The organism is Sphingobium sp. (genome assembly GCF_003248505.1).
In the GTDB taxonomy this organism is placed as follows: Bacteria; Pseudomonadota; Alphaproteobacteria; order Sphingomonadales; family Sphingomonadaceae; genus Sphingobium.
Window position 1 is genome coordinate 1 of record NZ_QFOA01000066.1, and the last position, 18,924, is coordinate 18,924.

An 18,924-nucleotide genomic window follows, 5' to 3' on the forward strand; every position below is an offset into this window, starting at 1 on the left:
AAGCATGTCGCCCGCGTGTCCAAGCCTGGCCGCCGCGTCTATTCGGGTTCCAAGGAACTGCCGATCGTGCGCAATGGCCTTGGCATCACCATAGTCTCGACGCCCAAGGGCGTTCTGTCCGACGCCGAAGCGCGCGAACAGAATGTCGGCGGCGAAGTGCTCGCGGAGGTGTTCTGATGAGCCGCACCGGTAAGAAGCCGGTCACCGTGCCTTCGGGCGTGACCGCATCCATCGCTGACGGGCAGCTGTCGGTGAAGGGGCCCAAGGGCACCCTCGCCATGCCGCTGGCCGACGAAGTCAGCTACAGCGTCGAGGAGGGCAAAATTGCCCTTCAGCCCGCCAACGACACCAAGCGCGCGCGTGCGTTCTGGGGCATGCAGCGTACGCTGGTTCAGAACCTCATCACCGGCGTGACCGAGGGCTTCTCTAAGAAGCTGCTCATCACCGGCGTGGGCTACCGCGCCAATGCGCAGGGCAAGACGCTCAAGCTGCAGCTTGGCTATTCGCACGACGTCGATTTCGCAGTGCCGGAAGGCATCGAGATCAAGACCCCGGATAACACCACGGTCGAGATCAGCGGCATCGACAAGCAGCAGGTAGGCCAGGTGGCCGCCGAAATCCGTCGCTGGCGTAAGCCCGAACCCTATAAGGGCAAGGGCATCAAGTATGACGGCGAGTTCATCTTCCGCAAGGAAGGGAAGAAGAAGTAAGATGGCAAAGCTCTCCCTCTTCGCGCGGCGTCGTCGCCGCGTCCGCACCGCACTCAAGGCGGTCGCCGGTCACAAGCCACGCCTTAGCGTTCACCGCTCGGGTCGTCACATCTACGCCCAGGTCATCGATGACGCCGCCGGCAAGACCGTCGCTGCTGCATCGACCTTGGAAAAGGATGTGCGCGGCAAGACCGGTGCGACTGCCGAAGCTGCTGCCGAAGTCGGCAAGCGCGTCGCCGCTGCGGCGACTGCTGCCGGCGTCACCAAGGTCGTGTTCGACCGCGGTGGCTTCCTGTTCCATGGCCGCGTGAAAGCGCTTGCCGATGCCGCCCGCGAAGGCGGGCTGGAGTTCTGATCATGGCTGACGAAAACGAAATCCAGTCGCAGGCGGGTGCACCCGCAGCCGTCGAAGGCGGCGAGCAGACCGAAAATCGTGGTCCCGGCCGTGGCCGTGGCAACCGCGGTGGCGGCGATCGCAATCGTGGCGAGCGGGGCGGCCGTGGCCGTCGCGACGACCGTCGCGGTGGAAACCGTGACGAGGAGCAGGGCGAGGAGCTGATCGAGAAGCTGGTTCACATCAACCGCGTCTCGAAGACCGTCAAGGGCGGTAAGCGCTTCGGCTTCGCCGCTCTGGTCGTCGTGGGTGACGGCAAGGGTCGGGTCGGCTTTGGTCATGGCAAGGCGCGTGAAGTGCCCGAAGCGATCAGCAAGGCGACCGCTTCGGCCAAGAAGGCGATGGTTCGAGTTCCCCTGAAGGAAGGCCGCACCCTGCACCATGATGGCCTTGGCCACTTCGGTGCGGGCAAGGTGACCGTGCGGTCGGCTCCGGCCGGTACGGGCATCATCGCGGGCGGTCCGATGCGCGCCGTGTTCGAAAGCCTCGGCGTCGCGGACGTCGTGACGAAGTCGAACGGCACGTCGAACCCCTATAACATGATCCGTGCGACCTTTGCGGCACTGGGCGAGCAGACCAGCCCGAAGTCGGTGGCGCAGCGTCGCGGCAAGAAGGTCGCCGACCTTCTGCGCCGCGGCGGGGCCGCTGCCGACGTCGCGCAGGCCGACGCCGAAGCGATTGCGGAGTAACAGGACATGGCAACCATCAAGATCAAGCAGATCGGCTCGCCGATCCGTCGTCCCGAAAGCCAGAAGAAGATTCTGATCGGCCTCGGCCTTGGCAAGATGCACCGCGTGGTGGAGCTCGAAGACACGGCGGAAGTCCGCGGTGCGATCAAGAAGCTGCCGCATATGGTGGAAGTGGTAGAAGGCTAAGCCTTCCTCCCACGAATGAACAGGCGGAAGAGGGGGCAACCCCTCTTTCGTTTTTTAGGGGACGGGGATAAGCCACCGTTCCGTTTCCAGTCGCCCCGGCAAGGGGCTGCGCGAACATAGCGAAAGCGAGTGCACATCATGAAGCTCAACGAACTCAACGACAATGCCGGTGCCCGCAAGGGCCGGATGCGCGTGGGCCGCGGTATCGGCTCGGGCAAAGGCAAGACCGCCGGTCGCGGCCAGAAGGGTGCCAAGGCACGTTCGGGCGTCAGCATCAACGGCTTCGAGGGTGGCCAGATGCCGCTCCACATGCGTCTGCCGAAGCGCGGCTTCAACAACATCTTTGCCAAGGATTACGCCATCGTGAACCTGGGCGCCGTCCAGAAGGCGATCGACGCCGGCAAGCTGGACGCGAACGCCACCATCGACCATGCGGCTCTCAAGGCTGCCGCTCTTGCCCGTGGCGGCAAGGACGGCGTGCGTCTGCTGGGCAAGGGCGAACTGACCGCGAAGGTGAACCTGCTCGTCTCCGGTGCGTCTAAGGGCGCGATCGAAGCGGTCGAGAAGACCGGTGGCAAGGTCGAGGTGATCGCCGTCGTCCCCGCCGCTGAAAAGGCCGCCGCCAAGAAGGGCAGCGCCAAGGCCGCCAAGAAGGCGTAAGGCGCCTGCACGACTTGCAAGCATGGCCCCGCTGCCCGATATGGGTCGGCGGGGTCTTGTGTTTCGGGGGCAAACCTCTTGTCGCTTCTGTGACAACTCCCGTTCGACAGGACCGATCCACCCCGCTAAGGGGGTGAGCGATTCCGGCCAGCAGACCCGTTTCTGCGGCATGTGTGATTTGAAGGGCAGCCACCATGGCATCGAGAGCCGACCAGCTCGCATCCAATCTCAGCCTCGCCAAGTTCAGCCAGGCCACCGACCTCAAGAAGCGCCTGTGGTTTACGCTCGGCGCGCTGATCGTGTTCCGCTTCCTCAGCTTCGTGCCGCTGCCCGGCGTCGATCCGACTGCCCTTTCGCAGCTTTACAGCCAGACGAATGGCGGCATCCTCGACATCTTCAATACTTTCTCGGGCGGTTCGCTCTCGCGCATGAGCCTCATCGCGCTCGGCGTGATGCCCTACATCACGGCCTCGATCGTGGTGCAGCTTGGCGCCAGCCTGTCGCCGCAGCTTGCCGCGATCAAGAAGGAAGGCGAAAGCGGGCGCAAGAAGCTCAACCAATATACCCGGTACGGGACGGTGGGCCTGACTGCGGTGCAGGGCTATTTCATCGCGGTCGGGCTTGAAGGCTTCGGTGCGCAACAGGGGCTTCAGGCGGTCGTCGATCCCGGCCTGCTGTTCCGCATAACCGCCGTGATCTCGCTGATCGGCGGCACGATGTTCCTGATGTGGCTGGGCGAGCAGATCACCTCGCGCGGGATCGGCAACGGCACATCGCTCATCATCATGGCGGGCATCGTCGCACAGCTGCCGGTAACGCTGAGCAATCTTTTCAAGTCCGGTAGCGAAGGGTCGATCTCCGGCCTGCTCATCATGCTCGTCATCATCATGGCATTGGGCCTGATCCTGCTGATCTGCTTCATGGAGCGCGCACAGCGCCGGGTCCTGATCCAGTATCCCAAGCGGCAGACCCGACAGGGGCTGATGCAGGCGGACCGCAGCCATCTGCCGCTCAAGGTGAACACTGCCGGCGTCATTCCTCCGATCTTCGCCAGTTCGCTGTTGTTGATGCCGCTGACCATCTCCCAATTTGCGGGTCGCACCGTCGCGGGCGAAAGCCGGATGGGCGATTTCGTGCTGACGCTGAACCAGTATTTGTCGCACGGCAGCCCGGTCTATATGGGCCTCTACGGACTCGGCATCGTCTTCTTCTGCTTTTTCTACACGGCTGTGGTGTTCAATCCCGAAGAGACGGCGGACAACCTCAAGCGCAACGGTGGCTTCATCCCCGGCATTCGTCCGGGCAAGAACACCGAGAATTACCTCGATTATGTGCTGACGCGCATCACGGTGATCGGCGCGGCCTATCTGGCGTTCATCTGCCTTGTGCCGGAATTCGCCATCGCACGGGCGGGCATTCCCTTCTACCTGGGAGGGACGAGCCTGCTCATCGTGGTCAACGTGACGGTCGATACCGTGACGCAGATTCAAAGCCACCTGCTCGCGCATCAATATGGCGATCTCATCCGCAAGGCGAAGCTCAAGGGTCGACTTCGCTAAAGGCGGGCTTACACAAAGCGCAAGCTAAAGGGGAGAATGCGCGCAATGAACATCATCTTGCTTGGCCCTCCGGGTGCCGGGAAGGGCACGCAGGCGACACGTTTGGTGGACACACGTGGCATGGTGCAACTGTCGACCGGCGACATGCTGCGCGCGGCGGTCAAGGCGGGCACGCCCGTGGGTCTCAAGGCCAAGGCGGTGATGGAAGCGGGCGAACTGGTGTCCGACGAGATCGTGTCGGGCATTATTGGCGAGGCGCTCGACGCGCTGGATGCTGGCACCGGGGGTATCTTCGATGGCTATCCCCGCACCGAAGCGCAGGCGCATTCCCTCGACACGATCCTGTCCGCACGCGGGCGCACGCTCGATCATGTGATCGAATTGGAAGTCGACGAAGACGCGCTGGTGGAACGCATCACCGGGCGTTTCACCTGCGCCAACTGCGGCGCAGGTTATCATGACCGCTTCAAACTGCCCGCGAAAGAGGGCGAATGCGACAAGTGCCACGGGCATGAGTTCAAGCGTCGACCTGACGACAACGAGGAAACCGTGCGCACTCGCATGGCCGAATATCGTGCCAAGACAGCGCCGATCCTTCCGATCTACGAATCGCGCGGCATCGTGTCGCGGGTTGACGGCATGGCCGACATGGAAGACGTGGCGGCTGCGATTGCTGCCGTTCTTGACGGCCCGACCGCTTGACCCTTAATATAGCGATCGGCGTTCCGAATATGCCGATCGCTTCATATCGAGGCCGATCTTAACCCTTTCGTTGCCCGCAGGATGCTAAGGGAGCGTCGATGGTCGCATCGCCGCATTCCCGAGGCCGGTTGACGGAACTGGACGCCCTGCGCGGCATCGGTGCGTTATGCGCGCTCGTCTTCCATTATTCGACTCGCTTCCACGAACTGTTTCCGCAGGCGGCGCACGTTCCCTTCAGCTTTCCCGGCGGCAATTACCGGGTGCTGCTGTTCTTCACCATTTCCGGTTTCGCGATCTTCTTCACGCTGGACCGGATCGGCTCGCTTGCCGATTTCATCGTCAATCGGTTTGCGCGGCTTTATCCCGCCTATCTGGTCGCGATGCTGGTGACGCTGGCGGTCGAATATGCGGACCACGCCACGCGCTTGCTGATCGGGCCGCTCGCCATCCTCGCCAATGTGACGATGCTTCAGGGGTTCGCGTTCATTCCTGAAGTCGATGGCGCTTATTGGACGCTGACGGTTGAGATTGCCTTTTATGTCTGCATGGCGGCGATCTGGACCTGCGGCGGTACTCGCCGCCTGGAGCCGGTGCTGGCGGGATGGCTGGCCTTGCGCTGGCTCTGGTGGCTGTGGCCCGACATGCCCGAGCGCATCGTCATGCTGCTGGCGTTGCGTTATGTGCCTTTTTTCGTGCTGGGGATGCTCGCCCACCGGGTCTGGTCGGGGCAGAGGCGCCTGATGCAGCAGGTCCCGGTCGCTCTGCTGGCGATCCTTTCCATCGCCATCGTCGATACGGTCGATATCGTGGCGATGGGGCTGCTCATGGTGGCTCTGTTCGTGGCGATGATCCACGGGCGGCTGCGCTTCCTGGCGCTGCGCCCGCTGGTTTGGATGGGCGGGATCAGCTATTCTTTCTACCTGATCCACCAGCATATCGGCTTCGTCGTCATGCTGGAGATGGCGCGGGCCGGATACAGCCCATGGGTCGCCTTCTTCGCGGCTTTTCTTATTGCCCTGACGCTGGGGACGGTCATCAACCGCCTTGTCGAACGCCCCGCCGCCGAAGCGATTCTGGTATGGTGGAAGGGACGACGGCGCGGAGCCGCAGCGTCATTCGGCAGCGGCCTCGCGCACTGAGAGGGGGCGGACGCCTTGGCACCCGCCCCATATGTCGGTCTTATTTCGCGACCGGGGCCGCCGCCGCCGCATTCTGCGGCAATCCCCCGAGTTGGGTTACAAGCTTGCGATAGGCGTCGAGGTAGGCGAGCACGATCACCTGTCCGATTTCGGTGTTCTGGTAGCCGCTGCCACCCGCCGCCGCGAAGCCGCCCCACCAGCCACCGCCCGCGCCGCCGCCAAAGCCGATGTCGGTCTTGCGCGCATAGCCTTCGGTGAGCGCTTCCTCTTCGGTCGTGCGTGCGTTCACGATCGAGAGCGTGACGTTCGCTTCCTTCTTCTTGATGTTGAGGCCGCCCAGGATCGCGCCGCCAAAGCCGCCCATCAGGCCGCCCAGCGCGCCGCCGATGCCGCCGCCGCCCGAATTGCGGTTGGACGAAACAATGTCCGGCTCCAGATAATAATCCGCCGCCTTGACCTGACCTTTGCCCAGGTTCGATCCTGCTTGAAGCTCGCCCGAATCCGCCATCGCGCGCTCCATGGCGCGGCTTTGCATCGCGCGACCTCGATTGACCATGCGGAAGCAGCCCGACTGTTGGATGAAGACTTTGAGGATCGCTTCCGGGCTGCCCAGATTGAGTTCGCGCCACCACTGGTTATCAGGTTCGACGATGGCGACGGTGCCCAAATTGCGCGTGCAGACCGGAATTTCCTGCGTCGCGCGTTCCTGATCGCGCCGACCCGAGGACGCGCCCTTGGTCGTGCCGTCCTTGTAGGTCTTGCCCGACGAACTCATGTTCGTCTGCGCGATGGTCGCGGCAGGCACAGCCGTCACCGCCACCGTCGCCAGCAGCGCGGAAACCGTCTTCATCATTGATTCAAATCCCCATTCTTTGCAGTTGCGTGTCCGTTCATCAGCCGGTGATGTGACCATGCTGTTACGCATGCGTCATAGCATGGCGCCAATGCCGATTCCACCGTACTGACAAGCGTGCAAAGCCCTGCTATCGGCGCGCGATGACCGATCTTTCGCATATCCGCAATTTTTCCATCATCGCGCATATCGACCATGGCAAATCGACCCTGGCCGACCGCCTGATCCAGCGCACCGGGGGCCTTACCGATCGCGAAATGAGTGCGCAGGTGCTCGACAACATGGATATCGAAAAGGAGCGCGGCATCACCATCAAGGCGCAGACCGTGCGCCTCGATTATGTCGCGAAGAACGGCGAAACCTACGAACTCAACCTCATGGACACGCCGGGGCACGTCGATTTCGCCTATGAGGTGAGCCGGTCGCTCGCCGCCTGCGAGGGCGCGTTGCTGGTCGTTGACGCAGCGCAGGGGGTCGAGGCGCAGACACTCGCCAACGTCTACCAGTCGATCGAGCACGATCATGAGATCGTGCCTGTCCTCAACAAGATCGACCTGCCCGCAGCGGAGCCTGAAAAGGTGCGCGCCGAGATCGAGGAGGTGATCGGGCTCGACGCATCGCAGGCGGTGCTGGCGTCGGCGAAATCGGGCATCGGCATCGACGAGGTGCTGGAAGACATCGTCGCCCGGATTCCGCCGCCCAAGGGCGACCGCGACGCCCCGCTCGAAGCGATGCTGGTCGACAGCTGGTACGACCCCTATCTGGGCGTCGTCATTCTGGTGCGCGTGATGAACGGCGTCATCAGGAAGGGCCAGAACATCAAGTTCATGGTCGGCGGCACCGAGCATTTGATCGACCGCGTGGGCTGTATGCGGCCCAAGATCGAGGCGTTGCCGGAACTGGGGCCGGGCGAGATCGGCTTCATCACAGCGCAGATCAAGGACATCAGCCAGACCCGCGTCGGCGACACCATCACCACGGTCAAGAACCCGGCGAAGGCGCCGTTGCCCGGCTTCAAGGAAGTGCAGCCGGTGGTGTTCTGCGGCCTTTTCCCGGTCGACGCCAACGACTTCGAGAAACTGCGCGATTCGATCAGCAAGCTGCGGCTCAACGACGCCAGCTTCTCGTTCGAGATGGAAACGTCGGCGGCGCTGGGCTTCGGCTTCCGCTGCGGATTCCTGGGCCTTCTTCATCTGGAGATCATCCAGGAACGGCTGACCCGCGAATATGACCTCGACCTTATCACCACCGCGCCGTCGGTCGTGTACGACATGCATATGCGGGACGGATCGGTCAGGCATCTGCACAATCCTGCCGACATGCCCGATCCCAATCATATCGAGATGATCGAGGAACCCTGGATCGAGGCGGTGATCTATTGCCCCGACGAATATCTGGGATCGATCCTCAAGCTCTGCCAGGACCGGCGCGGCATCCAGAAGAACCTGACCTATGTAGGCGGCCGCGCACAGGTGACATACGAACTGCCGCTGAACGAAGTCGTGTTCGACTTCTACGACCGGCTGAAGTCGATCAGCCGCGGCTATGCGAGCTTCGACTATCATCAGATCGGCACGCGCGAGGGCGACCTCGTCAAGATGAGCATTCTCGTCAACAACGAGCCGGTCGATGCGCTCAGCATGATCGTCCACCGATCCGCCGCCGAGGCGCGCGGGCGGCATATGTGCGAGCGGCTGAAGGATCTCATCCCCCGGCACCTGTTCAAGATTCCGATCCAGGCGGCGATCGGCGGCAAGGTGATCGCGCGCGAAACCATCGCGGCGATGCGCAAGGACGTGACCGCCAAATGCTATGGCGGCGACATCAGCCGCAAGAAGAAGCTGCTCGACAAGCAGAAGGAAGGCAAGAAGCGGATGCGCGAATATGGCAGCGTGCAGATCCCGCAGGAGGCTTTCATCGCCGCGCTGCGCATGGGTGACGAGAATTGAACGCAGCTTCGTTCGGCGCTCACAATCTGTAACCTTCGCACTGTCGAGCGAAAGGGGGGCGGACATGCGGGTCATGGTGCTGGTCAAGGCGACGCAGGGCAGCGAGGCAGGCGGGACCGTCGACGCTGCCATGATGGCGGCAATGGGCCGCTTCAACGATGCGCTGAAAGCGGCTGGCGTGCTGGTCGCGGCCGATGGTCTGAAACCCACATCCCTGGCCAAACGCATCGCGTTCGACGGTATAGAGCGATGCGTGATCGACGGCCCGTTCCTGCCGGCAGGCGCACAGGTCGCGGGCTACTGGATATGGAATGTCGCCGACATGGACGAGGCCGTCGCCTGGGCCCGGCGCTGCCCCAATCCCATGCCCGGCCCCAGCGCCAGCGAGATCGAGATACGCCCCTTCTACGAAGCAGACGATCTTTCCTGAACCTGGCCGCGCGGCTTGACGCCCCGGCAGGGGCGTGATGATAGTCGCGACCTGTGGCGCGCAACAAGGGAGGCGGCGTGAGCGATATCTGGCTGTATGACGAACATCCCGCGATGTTCCGCGCCAATCCGCTGTTGTTCCTGCTGTTGCTCGTGTCGGTCGTGGGCATCCTGGCCATCGCGGTCTGGTGGCTTCGGTGCAAGGGCGAGCGGCTTGCGCTGTCCGACCGCGAGGTGCTGATGGAGCGCGGTATCCTGTCCAAGCAGCGGACCGAAATCGCTCTGTCCTCGATCCGGTCGGTGCGGATCACCCAGACCCTGTCGCAGCGCCTGTTCGGGGTCGGCCATGTCGAGTTGTTCAGCGCGGGCGATATGGCTGAAATCGCCATTCGCAACATGCCGCGGCCCGACCGCATCCGTGCGCTCGCGGCATCGCGCAACCTCGATCTGCTGCCCCAGCGTTAGACAATTTCTCCGCGCCCCTTGACAGCGGGCCATTTATTTCAACGATATGTATGCAGGGGGTCGGTCGAGCCCCCCACACGCAAGAGGACGCCATGTCAGGACCGTTCGTTCACAAAGGTGTGGACGGCGCTGAAAAGGGGTGTCGCCATGGTTGGCTTGCGAGTGATGCCGTCCCTGCCCGATTTGACGGCGGAGGAACGTGCGGCGATCCGTCAGGCCTGCGGCTTTGCCTGCGTGCGCTGCGGTGTGACCATTTACCGCTATCTCGGCCTGCCGGACGGGCCGGACGGGACATTGCTATGTCCTACCTGTCACGGCCTGGTCGAGGAGGGGCGGCTGACCGCGACGCAGGTACACAGCTTCCACGCCAACCCGGTGGTGCGCCAGCGTCATTTCGCGCGCGATCGACTGCCCTTTTCGGCAGAGCTGCCGCACCTTGTCATCGGGGGGTCGCGGTTGCTGCGCGATACGCCGATTCCGATCACGCTGGAAGGTGAGCCGATCCTGATCTTCGCGCCGCCCCGCCGCACCAATGGCGCGACACGTATCAGCGTCAGGCTGGGTGGGATCGACGGTCAGCCCGAACAGATCGTGGACGGCAACGAATGGATGCCCAACGGCAGCTGGCATTTCCTGCTGCGGGGCGACCGCTATTCGATGATGGCGACGCGCGGCGATGGCTTGTGCGTCCTGCGCGTCGTCGCGCGCAACCGCATCGCGGTGGAGCATCTGCGCACGACGATGAAAGGGCGAAGGCTCGAAATCACGCCCGACTGGCTGGAAATCGACGGCAAACGCTATATCGATCGGATCGGCAGCGGGACGCTGATCGGGCTGGAGCTTTAACGCCTCACCCTGATCTCGAACAGCTTGGGCCAGTATTTGCCGGTCACGAAGACGCGATCGCTCGCCGCGTCGTAGGCGATGCCGTTCGCCACCGCTTCGCTGTCGCTGGCGCCCGCCGCCTTCTTGAGCGCGGCGATGTCGATCCAGTCGATCACGGCCCCGGTCCCCGGATCGATCCGGGCGATCTTCGTGTCGTACCAGATATTGGCCCACACCTCGCCGCGCACATATTCCAGTTCGTTGAGGCGGTCGACCGGACGCCCGTTCCATGTCACGGTGATGCGCCGCGTTTCCGCCAGCGTATCGGGATCGAGGAAGCGTAGCTGCGCCGTCCCGTCGCTCATGATGATATGCCGCCCGTCCTGCGTCAGCGCCCATCCTTCGCCTTCGTACCGGAAGCCGGACAAAGGACGGAAACCGGCCAGCGACCAGACGAACCCCTGCCGGTGCCGCCAGGTAAGGCTGACGATGCGGTCCTTCCAGTTGACGATCCCCTCCCCGAAATAACGGCTGTCGAGCGCGCGCCGCTCAAGCACCTTGCCGGTTTTCAGAGCGACCTTGCGGATGTCGGACCGCCCCTCCAGCCCCGTGCTTTCGTAGAGCGCGCCGTCGAGATAGAAGAGTCCCTCGGTAAAAGCGCCCGGATCGTGCGGATAGGTCTTTACCAGAGTCCACGGCGTATCGGCATGGGCCGGCGCGGCAAGGCCAAAGATGCACGCGATCGCGAGCAGCGCCCGCTTCATTCCGCCACCGACGCTGCGAGGGCAGGCGCAAGCCAAGCAGGGGCGCTGGCCGGGTCGAGCGTGTCGACGCGGCGCAATTCGATGGACAGGCCAAGGTCGGGCAGGGCGGCGCGTTGCCGTTTTTCGTCTGCCCGCTCCAACGGAACGGCCACCAGCCGCCGGCTCACCTTGTTGCGGTAATGCATCCGCGCAGTATTCTCTTGCCCGACATAGCAGCCCTTGTCGTAATCGACGCCGTGCAGTTCCTCGGCATTGGCCTCCAGCCACAATATTGCGTCCTGTCCCAGTTCGCCGACACCCTCGAACACACCCAGCGCCAGTCGGTGCGCGCGGAAGGCGGGTGACGCGTCGCCGTCGCCGGGCGCATCCAGCCAGCGATGGCCGAGCGAGGAAAGGCGCGGATCGAACGGCTTCCCGTCCGCATCGGAGGACCAGTGCACCGCCAAGGCGTCGTCCCTTGCGATCGTCACCTTGCGCCGCAGACGGTAGAGCGTCAGCCTTTTCGCCAGCAGGTCGGCCTGCGCCGCCTCGCAATCGACAAGCACGTCGTCACCGTCGGCCCACAGGATGAAGTCGAACAGCGCCTTGCCCTGCGGTGTCAGCAATCCCGCCCAACGCGGCTGCCCTTCCGCCAGCGTCAGCACGTCGCGTGTCAACAATCCTTGGAGGAAGGGTCGCGCCTCCTCGCCAGAAATTCGTAGGATCGCGCGGTCGGTGAGGGTGGTGCCGGTCATCGCCTTTAGGTAGGACAGCGGCACGCATTCGCCAAGTCGCCAGCCGCACAGGAGTTCCGCCATGCCCCAGACCTTCGACCTTGTCCTGAGGAACGGCACCGTCCACACGCCCGGCGGCGCGGAAAGCGTGGATGTGGGCGTACGCGGCGGCCGGATCGTCGCCATCGGCGCGGGACTGGGCGATGCGGGTGAAGCGATCGACTGCACGGGCCTCGACGTGCTGCCGGGCTGCATCGACAGCCAGGTTCATTTCCGCGAACCGGGCCTTGAGCATAAGGAGGACCTGGAATCGGGCAGCCGTGCCGCGGTTCTGGGCGGCATCACAGCCGTGTTCGAAATGCCCAACACCAATCCCAATACCGACACGGCGGAGCGCGTCCATGACAAGCTCGCCCGTGCGCATCATCGCATGTGGTGCGATCATGCCTTTTATGTCGGGGCAACGGCGGACAATGCCGAACAGTTGAGGGAGCTGGAGCGCATTCCCGGAACGTCGGGCGTCAAGATTTTCATGGGTGCGTCGACCGGCAGCTTGCTGGTCGACGATGACGACGCGCTGTCCCGCGTCCTGGCATCGGGAACCCGCCGCGTCGCCATCCATGCCGAGGACGAAGCGCGGATGAACGCGCGCAAGGATTTGCGAGTCGATGGCGATCCAGCGTCCCATCCTGTCTGGCGCGACGACGAAAGCGCGATGATCGCGACGAAACGCATCATCGCGCTGGCGCGCAAGGCACGCCGCCGCATCCACATCCTGCACATCACGACGCCCGCCGAATTGGACTATATCGGCCAAAACAAGGACATCGCCACGTGTGAGGTGACGCCGCAACATCTGACGCTCGCGGGGGAGGACGCCTATCCGCGCCTTGGCACCTTTGCCCAGATGAACCCGCCGATCCGCAGCGGCGCGCATCGCGACGGCCTGTGGTTCTGGCTGAACCAGGGTGTACCCGACGTACTGGGCAGCGACCATGCGCCGCACACTCTCGAGGAAAAGGCCAAGCCCTATCCCGGATCGCCCAGCGGTATGCCGGGCGTCCAGACGCTCGTCCCGCTGCTGCTCAACCATGTGGCGGAGGGGCGGCTGACGCTGCGCCGTTTCATCGAACTCACTTCTTCGGGCCCGCAGCGCGTGTTCGGCCTGACGGGGAAGGGGCGCATCGCCATCGGTTACGACGCCGACTTCACGGTCGTCGACCTCAAGAAACGATGGACCGTGGGCAAGGACTGGCTCGCCTCGCGGTGCGACTGGTCGCCGTTCGACGGGATGGACCTGACCGGCAAGGCGGTGGGCACCATCATTCGGGGGCACAAGGTCATGTGGGAAGACACGCTCGCACCCGCCGCCATCGGTGAGCCGGTGCGGTTCGAAGCCACGCAGTTCAGCTAGGCGCGGGCCATCCGCTTGCGGCGGGCGACGGCGATCCCGTCGCCTGCAAAGAAGATGAGGCCCAGCCAGATGAGGCCGAAACTCACCATCTGACCGGTTCCCAGCGTCTCCCCGAGCAGCAGCACGCCGCACAGAAACTGGAGCGTAGGCGCCAGATATTGCAGCAGCCCCAGCGTCGACATGGGCAACCGCTGCGCCGCGACTGCGAACAGGACCAGCGGCACCGTGGTGACCGCACCCGCCAGCACCAGCAGGCTGCTGGTCGCCACGTCCTGTCCGAAACCGATACCGCCATGTGCCGCCTCCCAGAAGAGATAGGCGATGGCAGGCGGCGTCAACAGCGCGGTTTCGACGCCCAGCCCGGTCATCGGCGCGACCGGCGTCAGCTTGCGCACCAGCCCGTAGAAGGCGAAGCTGAACGCCAGCGTCAGACTGATCCACAGCGTCGTCAGGGCCGATGCGGCAAGGATGGCGACGCCTACCGCCGCCACTGCGATGGCCGCGACCTGCCGATGGCGCAGCTTCTCCTTCAGGACGATCACGCCCAGCGTCACATTGACCATCGGGTTGAGGAAGTAGCCCAGGCTCGCCGCTACCACATGGTCCTTGTTGACCGCCCAGACGTAGGTCAGCCAGTTGATTGCGATCAACGCCGCCGACAGCGCCAGGCGAAGGACGAGCTTGCGGTCTAAGAGCACGATGAAAAAAGGCCGCAGGGCGTTGCGCGCGGCGAGGATCGCGACGATCAGCAGCAGCGACCAGATGACGCGCTGGGTCACGATTTCGGTCGGATCGACGTGATGGAGCAGGCGGAAGAAAAGCGGGAGCAGACCCCACAGCCCATAGGCCGCGACGCCTGCGATCATCCCCTTGCGCGTCTGGTCCTCCGCGTCGGTCAGATGATCCCCCCGCCCAGGAACAGGCGCAGCGCGCCGAACGCGGCGACCAGCAGGCAAAAATTCTGGCCGCTCGTCCTGGAGGAGATGAGGCCGACCAAAGCGCCGAACAGCGCCATGGGCACCAGGATCCAGTTGAGTGCGCCCAGCAGCGGGAACACCGCCGGGATCATCAGGATCAGCGTGACGAGGCCGATGAGGATGGACAGGATGTTGAACATAACGGACTAGATGGCCGCTTCGCATCGGCAGGGCAAGCCGACGCGGCGGGCCAGTGCGCCGGAACTGGACCGCCGCTCGATAAAAAGGCATCGATTCACCACATTTCCTAACGCAAAATTAAGGGTTGTTCTTCATCGCTTGTTTACGAAGGAGTGAAGGATGGCGGATTTCCGGTCTGGTTCGGTCTTGGCCCTGCTGCTGGCGCTCGCCGCATGCGGGAAGGGTGACAAGGATGCCAATCTCGCGGCGCTCGATGCGCAGCTGACGAACAACAGTGCCGACCCTGCGGTCAAGGGCGCGCTTGCCGAACCCATCGTCGTCGATCCGCAACTCGTCGGCCAATCCGACCGCAATGCCGTGCGCTCGACGCCGCGCTTGCCGGGCGGGGGCGTCCCGGTCCTGCCGCAGGACGTGCGCGCGGCGCAGGCGCAGGCGGCCAAAAATGCGGGCGGCAAGTTGCTGCCCGCGCCGCCGCCGACCAATGCCGAAGCGCTCGATTCGACAGCGACGCTGGGCGCGCTCGCCCGCAACAGCGGCAACGCGGGTTGTGCGAAAAAGCTGGTCTACGGCGCGCAATGGGCCACGCGCCTGCCCGAACCCTTCGGCGCCTATCCCGGCGCACAGCTCAGCGAAGCGGCGGGCGCGGAAAGCGACGGCTGCACGCTACGCGCCGCCAGCTTCGTGACGGCAGCACCCCGGCAGGCGGTGATGGACTATTATTATACCGTTGCCCGGCGCGCGGGCTATGACGGCCAGCATCGGGTGATGGGGGGCGACCATGTGCTGGGCGGCACGCGCGGTTCGGACGGCGCAGCCTATTTCATCCTGTTCACCGACGCGCCCGGTGGCCGCACCAGCGTCGACATCGTCGCCGACAAGGGGCGTTAGAGCGGCAACGGATTGCGGCCTTTCGCCCCGCGCCGATTCGCGATAGGGGCTGATGCCATGACCAATTTGTTTCTCGTGATGGGCGGCGGAGCCGTAGGGGCAGCGCTGCGCTATCAGATGGGGCGGTTCGCCGGCCACATGATGCCCGGCGCTGCCTGGCCGTGGGGCACGTTCGCCGTCAACATCCTCGGCGGGTTCGCCATGGGCTTGCTTGCCGGATGGCTGGCGCGCGGATCGTCGGCGGGAGGGGAGCCGATGCGGTTGCTGCTGGCCGTCGGCGTGCTCGGCGGCTTCACCACTTTTTCATCCTTCAGCCTCGAAACCATGATGATGATCGAGCGCGGGGACGCCATGTTGGCGCTTGCCTATGTGCTCGCCTCGGTCGTCGGCGCGATTGCCGCGCTGGCGCTGGGCCTTACCGTGATGCGGAGCGTGGCGCTGTGAAGGGGCGTCCCCCCGGTCGGGGCAGCGCGCCGCGCAAGGACGCGCCCGCCCGCAAGTCCGCCGGTCCGCGCAAGGACGGCAAGCCTGGTGGCCCCCGTAAGGAGGGCCATGCCACAGGTCCGCGCAAGGATGGCAAGCCCGCCTTCAAGCCGCGTGCGCCCGTTGCCGCCAAATCCGCCGCAAAGACCGCGCCCGCCAAGTCGGCGCCTCCCAAGGCTGCGCCGGCGAAATCCAACCCCGCCAAGGGCGTCTCGCTCGATGTCCGGCAATTCCGCGTCGGCGCGGACGACGACGGCATCCGCCTCGACCGCTGGTTCCAGCGGCATCTGCCCGATGTCGGCTTCAACCTCGTCTCGCGCTGGTCGCGCACCGGGCAACTGCGCGTCGACGGCGCGCGCGCTGCGCCGGGCGACCGCATCGCCGAAGGGCAGACGATCCGCGTGCCCCCCGCCGAGCAGAAACCCGAAGCGGCCGAAAAGCCCAAGCGCGTTCGCATTGTCGATCTGACACCGGACGAGATCGCCTATGCGCAGGAAATGGTGGTCCACCGCGACGGTCAGGCCATCGTCATCAACAAGCCGCCCGGCCTCGCCACGCAGGGCGGGACCAAAACCGACGAGCATGTCGACAAGCTGCTCGACGCGCTGCTCTACGATCTCGAAAGCCGTCCCAAGCTGGTTCATCGGCTGGACAAGGACACGTCCGGCGCGCTGCTGCTCGCCCGCACCAGCCGCGCCGCCGCGCATTTCGCCAAGGCTTTTTCCAGCCGCACCGCGCGCAAGGTCTACTGGGCTCTGGTGATGGGCGTGCCCAGCATCGCGGATGGCATGATCGAACTGCCCATCGCCAAGCAACCCGGCACCGGCGGCGAAAAGATGCACGTCGATCAGGAGGAGGGGCTGCCCTCCCGCTCGCGCTATCGCGTGATCGAACGGGCGGGCAATCGAGCCGCCTGGGTCGAGCTGCAACCCTACACCGGGCGAACCCATCAGCTTCGTGTCCATATGGCGGCGATCGGCCATCCTATCGTGGGCGACGGCAAATATGGCGGCAAGGAAGCGTTCCTTTCCGGCACGATCAGCCGCAAGATGCACCTGCACGCCCGCCGCATTCGGGTCGACCATCCCGACGGCGGTCGCGTCGACGTGACCGCCGATCTGCCCGCGCATTTCGCCAACAGTCTTGCCGACCTCGGCTTCGACCTTGCGCTGGGCGACATGCCGCTCGACGACGAGATCGACCGCACGCCCACGCGCGAGGACGAAAAGAAGGCCGCGCGTCAGCACGCCAAGCAGATTCGCAAGGATCGCAAGGGCGAACGCCGCACGCGGGGTGGCGCGCGCAAGGCATGACCAACCGGCTGGTCGTTTTCGACTGCGACGGGACGCTGGTCGACAGTCAGCATGGCATCTGCACCGCGATGGTCCGCACCTTCGAGGAAGCGAAGCTGCCGCCGCCCGACCGGCTGGCGATCCTGTCGGTGGTGGGCCTGTCGCTGCCCCATGCCATCGCGCGGCTGCTGCCCGATGCCGACAGCGACGATCATCATCGTCTTGCCGATCGCTACAAGCTCGCCTTCCAGGCGATGCGGCGGGAGGAGGGCGTTCAGGAACCGCTCTATCCCGGCATTGCCGATCTGATCGCGGCGCTGGATGCCGAAGGATGGCTGCTGGGCGTTGCGACGGGCAAGTCCGATAGGGGGCTCGGCCTTTGTCTGGAGCATCATGGCCTGACGCATCGTTTCGTGACGCTCCAGACCGCCGACCGGCATCCATCGAAACCGCACCCCTCCATGCTGCACGCGGCGATGGCCGAGGCGGGCGCGGCTCCTGAAACCACGGTCATGATCGGCGACACCAGCTTCGACGTCGCCATGGCTCTGGCGGCGGGCACGCGTGCGCTCGGGGTCGGCTGGGGCTATCATTCGCCCGCCGAACTGGTCGATGCGGGTGCGCATTCCGTGGCGATGGACAGCGCGCAACTGCGCGGCCATATCGGCGCGGCATGACCGACCGACATCCCCCGCCACCTGTCGACCCCGACAAGGTCGCGCGCCAGCGGCACTTCGCGATTTCGCTCTTCCGCCTGTCGGGCGCGTTCCTCGTCATGTTCGGCTTCGTCGCCATCGCGCAGCGCTTTTCCTGGGTGCAGGGCAACAAGGCGAAGGCGTTCGGCACGATCATGGTGCTAACCGGTCTGTTCCAGTTCGTCGTCGTGCCGCGCCTGCTGCTCGCGCTGTTCCGCAAAAGGCCACCGCAATGAAGCGTTTCTACACGGATGTCGCGGTGGCGCGCGAGGAGGACGGCTGGTTGATCGCGCTGGACGCCCGCCCGGTGCGGACTCCTGCGCGCGCGCTGCTGACGTTGCCAACGCCCATGCTGGCGGAAGCGGTGGCGCAGGAATGGCGCGGGCAGGGGGACAGCGTCGATCCCGGTTCCATGCCGATGACCGGCCTTGCCAATGCGGCGATCGACCATGTGGCGACCGATCCTGCTGCCTTCGCCGCGTCCGTCGCTCGCTATGCGCAAAGCGACCTTCTCTGCTATCGCGCCGACATGCCCGATGCGCTGGTCGCGCGGCAGGCGGCGGCGTGGGACCCGCTGCTCGACTGGGCGCGGCAACGCTACGATGTCGCGTTCGCGGGAACACAGGGGGTCATTCCCGTGGCGCAGCCCGAAGAAACCCTCTCACGTCTGGCCGCCGCTGTGCTGGCACTCGACCCGTTCACCTTGGCCGGTCTGTCGACGCTCGTCACCATCGGCGGTTCGCTGATCGGCGGTCTTGCCGTCGTCGAGGGCGACCATGACGCCCAAAGCGTCTGGCACGCGACCGAAGTCGACGAAGCCTGGCAGGTCGAACAATGGGGCGAAGATGCGCAGGCCGCTGCCCGATCCGCGCGCCGCCAGGCCGACTTTGCGACTGCCGCCCAATTCTGCACGCTCTGCCGCAACCGAAACGACTAGGAACCTGCCTGCATCTTCGTGCATTATGGAGCGGAAGGGACGCGCGCCGCATCCCCCTTT

General features: G+C 64.7%; 25 protein-coding genes. 20 read left to right on the plus strand and 5 right to left on the minus strand.

The window, feature by feature from the left end; translation table 11 throughout:
• The 9 genes from rpsH to DI606_RS15870 all read left to right on the plus strand — a co-directional run.
• On the plus strand, nt 1-177 hold a 177-nt coding region (rpsH, locus tag DI606_RS15830), incomplete at its 5' end, for a 30S ribosomal protein S8 (protein ID WP_293984762.1).
• Nucleotides 177-710, plus strand: a complete 534-nt coding sequence (rplF, locus tag DI606_RS15835) for a 50S ribosomal protein L6 (protein ID WP_293984719.1) — start codon at nt 177-179, stop codon at nt 708-710. The genes rpsH and rplF, both read left to right, overlap by 1 nt.
• 1 nt (nt 711) lies before the next feature.
• Nucleotides 712-1,065: a 50S ribosomal protein L18 gene (gene rplR, locus DI606_RS15840; RefSeq protein ID WP_293984721.1), complete on the plus strand. Its 354-nt coding sequence runs from the start codon at nt 712-714 to the stop codon at nt 1,063-1,065.
• Between the two features lie 2 nt (nt 1,066-1,067).
• Nucleotides 1,068-1,793: a 30S ribosomal protein S5 gene (gene rpsE / locus DI606_RS15845; RefSeq protein WP_293984723.1), complete on the plus strand. Its 726-nt coding sequence runs from the start codon at nt 1,068-1,070 to the stop codon at nt 1,791-1,793.
• 6 nt (nt 1,794-1,799) lie between these two features.
• A complete protein-coding gene (rpmD, locus tag DI606_RS15850; RefSeq protein ID WP_009820648.1) occupies nt 1,800-1,979 on the plus strand; it encodes a 50S ribosomal protein L30 in 180 nt (59 codons plus the stop codon).
• Nucleotides 1,980-2,117: 138 nt separating this feature from the next.
• Nucleotides 2,118-2,639 carry a 50S ribosomal protein L15 gene (gene rplO / locus DI606_RS15855; protein ID WP_293984726.1) on the plus strand — a complete coding sequence of 174 codons (522 nt, stop codon included), beginning with the start codon at nt 2,118-2,120 and terminating at the stop codon, nt 2,637-2,639.
• A 194-nt stretch (nt 2,640-2,833) separates the two neighbouring features.
• The gene (gene secY / locus DI606_RS15860) at nt 2,834-4,198 is read left to right on the plus strand and encodes a preprotein translocase subunit SecY (protein WP_293984728.1); all 1,365 of its coding nucleotides are present in this window, start codon (nt 2,834-2,836) and stop codon (nt 4,196-4,198) included.
• A 45-nt stretch (nt 4,199-4,243) separates the two neighbouring features.
• Nucleotides 4,244-4,900, plus strand: a complete 657-nt coding sequence (locus DI606_RS15865; RefSeq protein ID WP_293984730.1) for an adenylate kinase — start codon at nt 4,244-4,246, stop codon at nt 4,898-4,900.
• Nucleotides 4,901-4,998: 98 nt separating this feature from the next.
• Nucleotides 4,999-6,039 (plus strand): acyltransferase, encoded by a 1,041-nt coding sequence (locus DI606_RS15870; RefSeq protein ID WP_293984732.1) that lies wholly within the window; start codon nt 4,999-5,001, stop codon nt 6,037-6,039.
• Nucleotides 6,040-6,079: 40 nt separating this feature from the next.
• On the opposite strand, the gene DI606_RS15875 is transcribed toward DI606_RS15870, so the two are convergent.
• Nucleotides 6,080-6,814 (minus strand): CsgG/HfaB family protein, encoded by a 735-nt coding sequence (locus tag DI606_RS15875; RefSeq protein ID WP_293984764.1) that lies wholly within the window; start codon nt 6,812-6,814, stop codon nt 6,080-6,082.
• Between the two features lie 221 nt (nt 6,815-7,035).
• On the opposite strand from DI606_RS15875, the gene lepA reads away from it, so the two are divergent.
• The 4 genes from lepA to DI606_RS15895 all read left to right on the plus strand — a co-directional run bounded on the left by lepA (nt 7,036) and on the right by DI606_RS15895 (nt 10,581).
• On the plus strand, nt 7,036-8,841 hold the full coding sequence (gene lepA, locus DI606_RS15880; protein WP_293984734.1) for a translation elongation factor 4: 1,806 nt from the start codon (nt 7,036-7,038) through the stop codon (nt 8,839-8,841).
• Nucleotides 8,842-8,905: 64 nt separating this feature from the next.
• On the plus strand, nt 8,906-9,271 hold the full coding sequence (locus DI606_RS15885) for a YciI family protein (RefSeq protein ID WP_293984736.1): 366 nt from the start codon (nt 8,906-8,908) through the stop codon (nt 9,269-9,271).
• A gap of 77 nt (nt 9,272-9,348) precedes the next feature.
• Nucleotides 9,349-9,735: a PH domain-containing protein gene (locus DI606_RS15890; RefSeq protein WP_293984738.1), complete on the plus strand. Its 387-nt coding sequence runs from the start codon at nt 9,349-9,351 to the stop codon at nt 9,733-9,735.
• A gap of 147 nt (nt 9,736-9,882) precedes the next feature.
• A complete protein-coding gene (locus tag DI606_RS15895; RefSeq protein WP_293984740.1) occupies nt 9,883-10,581 on the plus strand; it encodes a hypothetical protein in 699 nt (232 codons plus the stop codon).
• On the opposite strand, the gene DI606_RS15900 is transcribed toward DI606_RS15895, so the two are convergent.
• Together DI606_RS15900 and DI606_RS15905 are read right to left on the minus strand one after the other, a co-directional pair.
• Nucleotides 10,578-11,324, minus strand: a complete 747-nt coding sequence (locus DI606_RS15900) for a glutaminyl-peptide cyclotransferase (protein ID WP_293984742.1) — start codon at nt 11,322-11,324, stop codon at nt 10,578-10,580. The two genes, DI606_RS15895 and DI606_RS15900, sit on opposite strands and share 4 nt — an antisense overlap.
• A complete protein-coding gene (locus DI606_RS15905; protein WP_293984766.1) occupies nt 11,321-12,058 on the minus strand; it encodes a folate-binding protein in 738 nt (245 codons plus the stop codon). The genes DI606_RS15900 and DI606_RS15905 overlap by 4 nt, the downstream gene beginning before the upstream one ends.
• A gap of 61 nt (nt 12,059-12,119) precedes the next feature.
• Between DI606_RS15905 and DI606_RS15910 the strand changes: the two genes are divergently transcribed.
• Complete coding sequence (locus tag DI606_RS15910) at nt 12,120-13,451, plus strand: dihydroorotase (RefSeq protein ID WP_293984744.1); 1,332 nt, start codon at nt 12,120-12,122, stop codon at nt 13,449-13,451.
• Here DI606_RS15910 and rarD read toward each other — a convergent pair.
• Together rarD and DI606_RS15920 are read right to left on the minus strand one after the other, a co-directional pair.
• The gene (rarD, locus tag DI606_RS15915; RefSeq protein WP_293984746.1) at nt 13,448-14,317 is read right to left on the minus strand and encodes an EamA family transporter RarD; all 870 of its coding nucleotides are present in this window, start codon (nt 14,315-14,317) and stop codon (nt 13,448-13,450) included. The genes DI606_RS15910 and rarD overlap by 4 nt on opposite strands.
• 29 nt (nt 14,318-14,346) lie before the next feature.
• Nucleotides 14,347-14,568 carry a hypothetical protein gene (locus DI606_RS15920; protein WP_293984748.1) on the minus strand — a complete coding sequence of 74 codons (222 nt, stop codon included), beginning with the start codon at nt 14,566-14,568 and terminating at the stop codon, nt 14,347-14,349.
• A gap of 160 nt (nt 14,569-14,728) precedes the next feature.
• Between DI606_RS15920 and DI606_RS15925 the strand changes: the two genes are divergently transcribed.
• The 6 genes from DI606_RS15925 to DI606_RS15950 are packed head-to-tail and all read left to right on the plus strand — an operon-like array spanning nt 14,729 to nt 18,864.
• Nucleotides 14,729-15,457, plus strand: a complete 729-nt coding sequence (locus DI606_RS15925) for a hypothetical protein (RefSeq protein WP_293984750.1) — start codon at nt 14,729-14,731, stop codon at nt 15,455-15,457.
• 57 nt (nt 15,458-15,514) lie between these two features.
• Nucleotides 15,515-15,901: a fluoride efflux transporter CrcB gene (crcB, locus tag DI606_RS15930; RefSeq protein WP_293984752.1), complete on the plus strand. Its 387-nt coding sequence runs from the start codon at nt 15,515-15,517 to the stop codon at nt 15,899-15,901.
• The gene (locus DI606_RS15935) at nt 15,898-17,253 is read left to right on the plus strand and encodes an RluA family pseudouridine synthase (protein WP_293984754.1); all 1,356 of its coding nucleotides are present in this window, start codon (nt 15,898-15,900) and stop codon (nt 17,251-17,253) included. Before crcB ends, DI606_RS15935 begins: the two co-directional genes overlap by 4 nt.
• Nucleotides 17,250-17,909, plus strand: a complete 660-nt coding sequence (locus DI606_RS15940; protein WP_293984756.1) for an HAD-IA family hydrolase — start codon at nt 17,250-17,252, stop codon at nt 17,907-17,909. Before DI606_RS15935 ends, DI606_RS15940 begins: the two co-directional genes overlap by 4 nt.
• Nucleotides 17,906-18,163: a hypothetical protein gene (locus tag DI606_RS15945; RefSeq protein ID WP_293984758.1), complete on the plus strand. Its 258-nt coding sequence runs from the start codon at nt 17,906-17,908 to the stop codon at nt 18,161-18,163. The genes DI606_RS15940 and DI606_RS15945 overlap by 4 nt, the downstream gene beginning before the upstream one ends.
• Nucleotides 18,160-18,864 (plus strand): ATP12 family chaperone protein, encoded by a 705-nt coding sequence (locus tag DI606_RS15950; RefSeq protein ID WP_293984760.1) that lies wholly within the window; start codon nt 18,160-18,162, stop codon nt 18,862-18,864. The genes DI606_RS15945 and DI606_RS15950 overlap by 4 nt, the downstream gene beginning before the upstream one ends.
• The last annotated feature ends 60 nt before the right edge of the window (nt 18,865-18,924 follow it).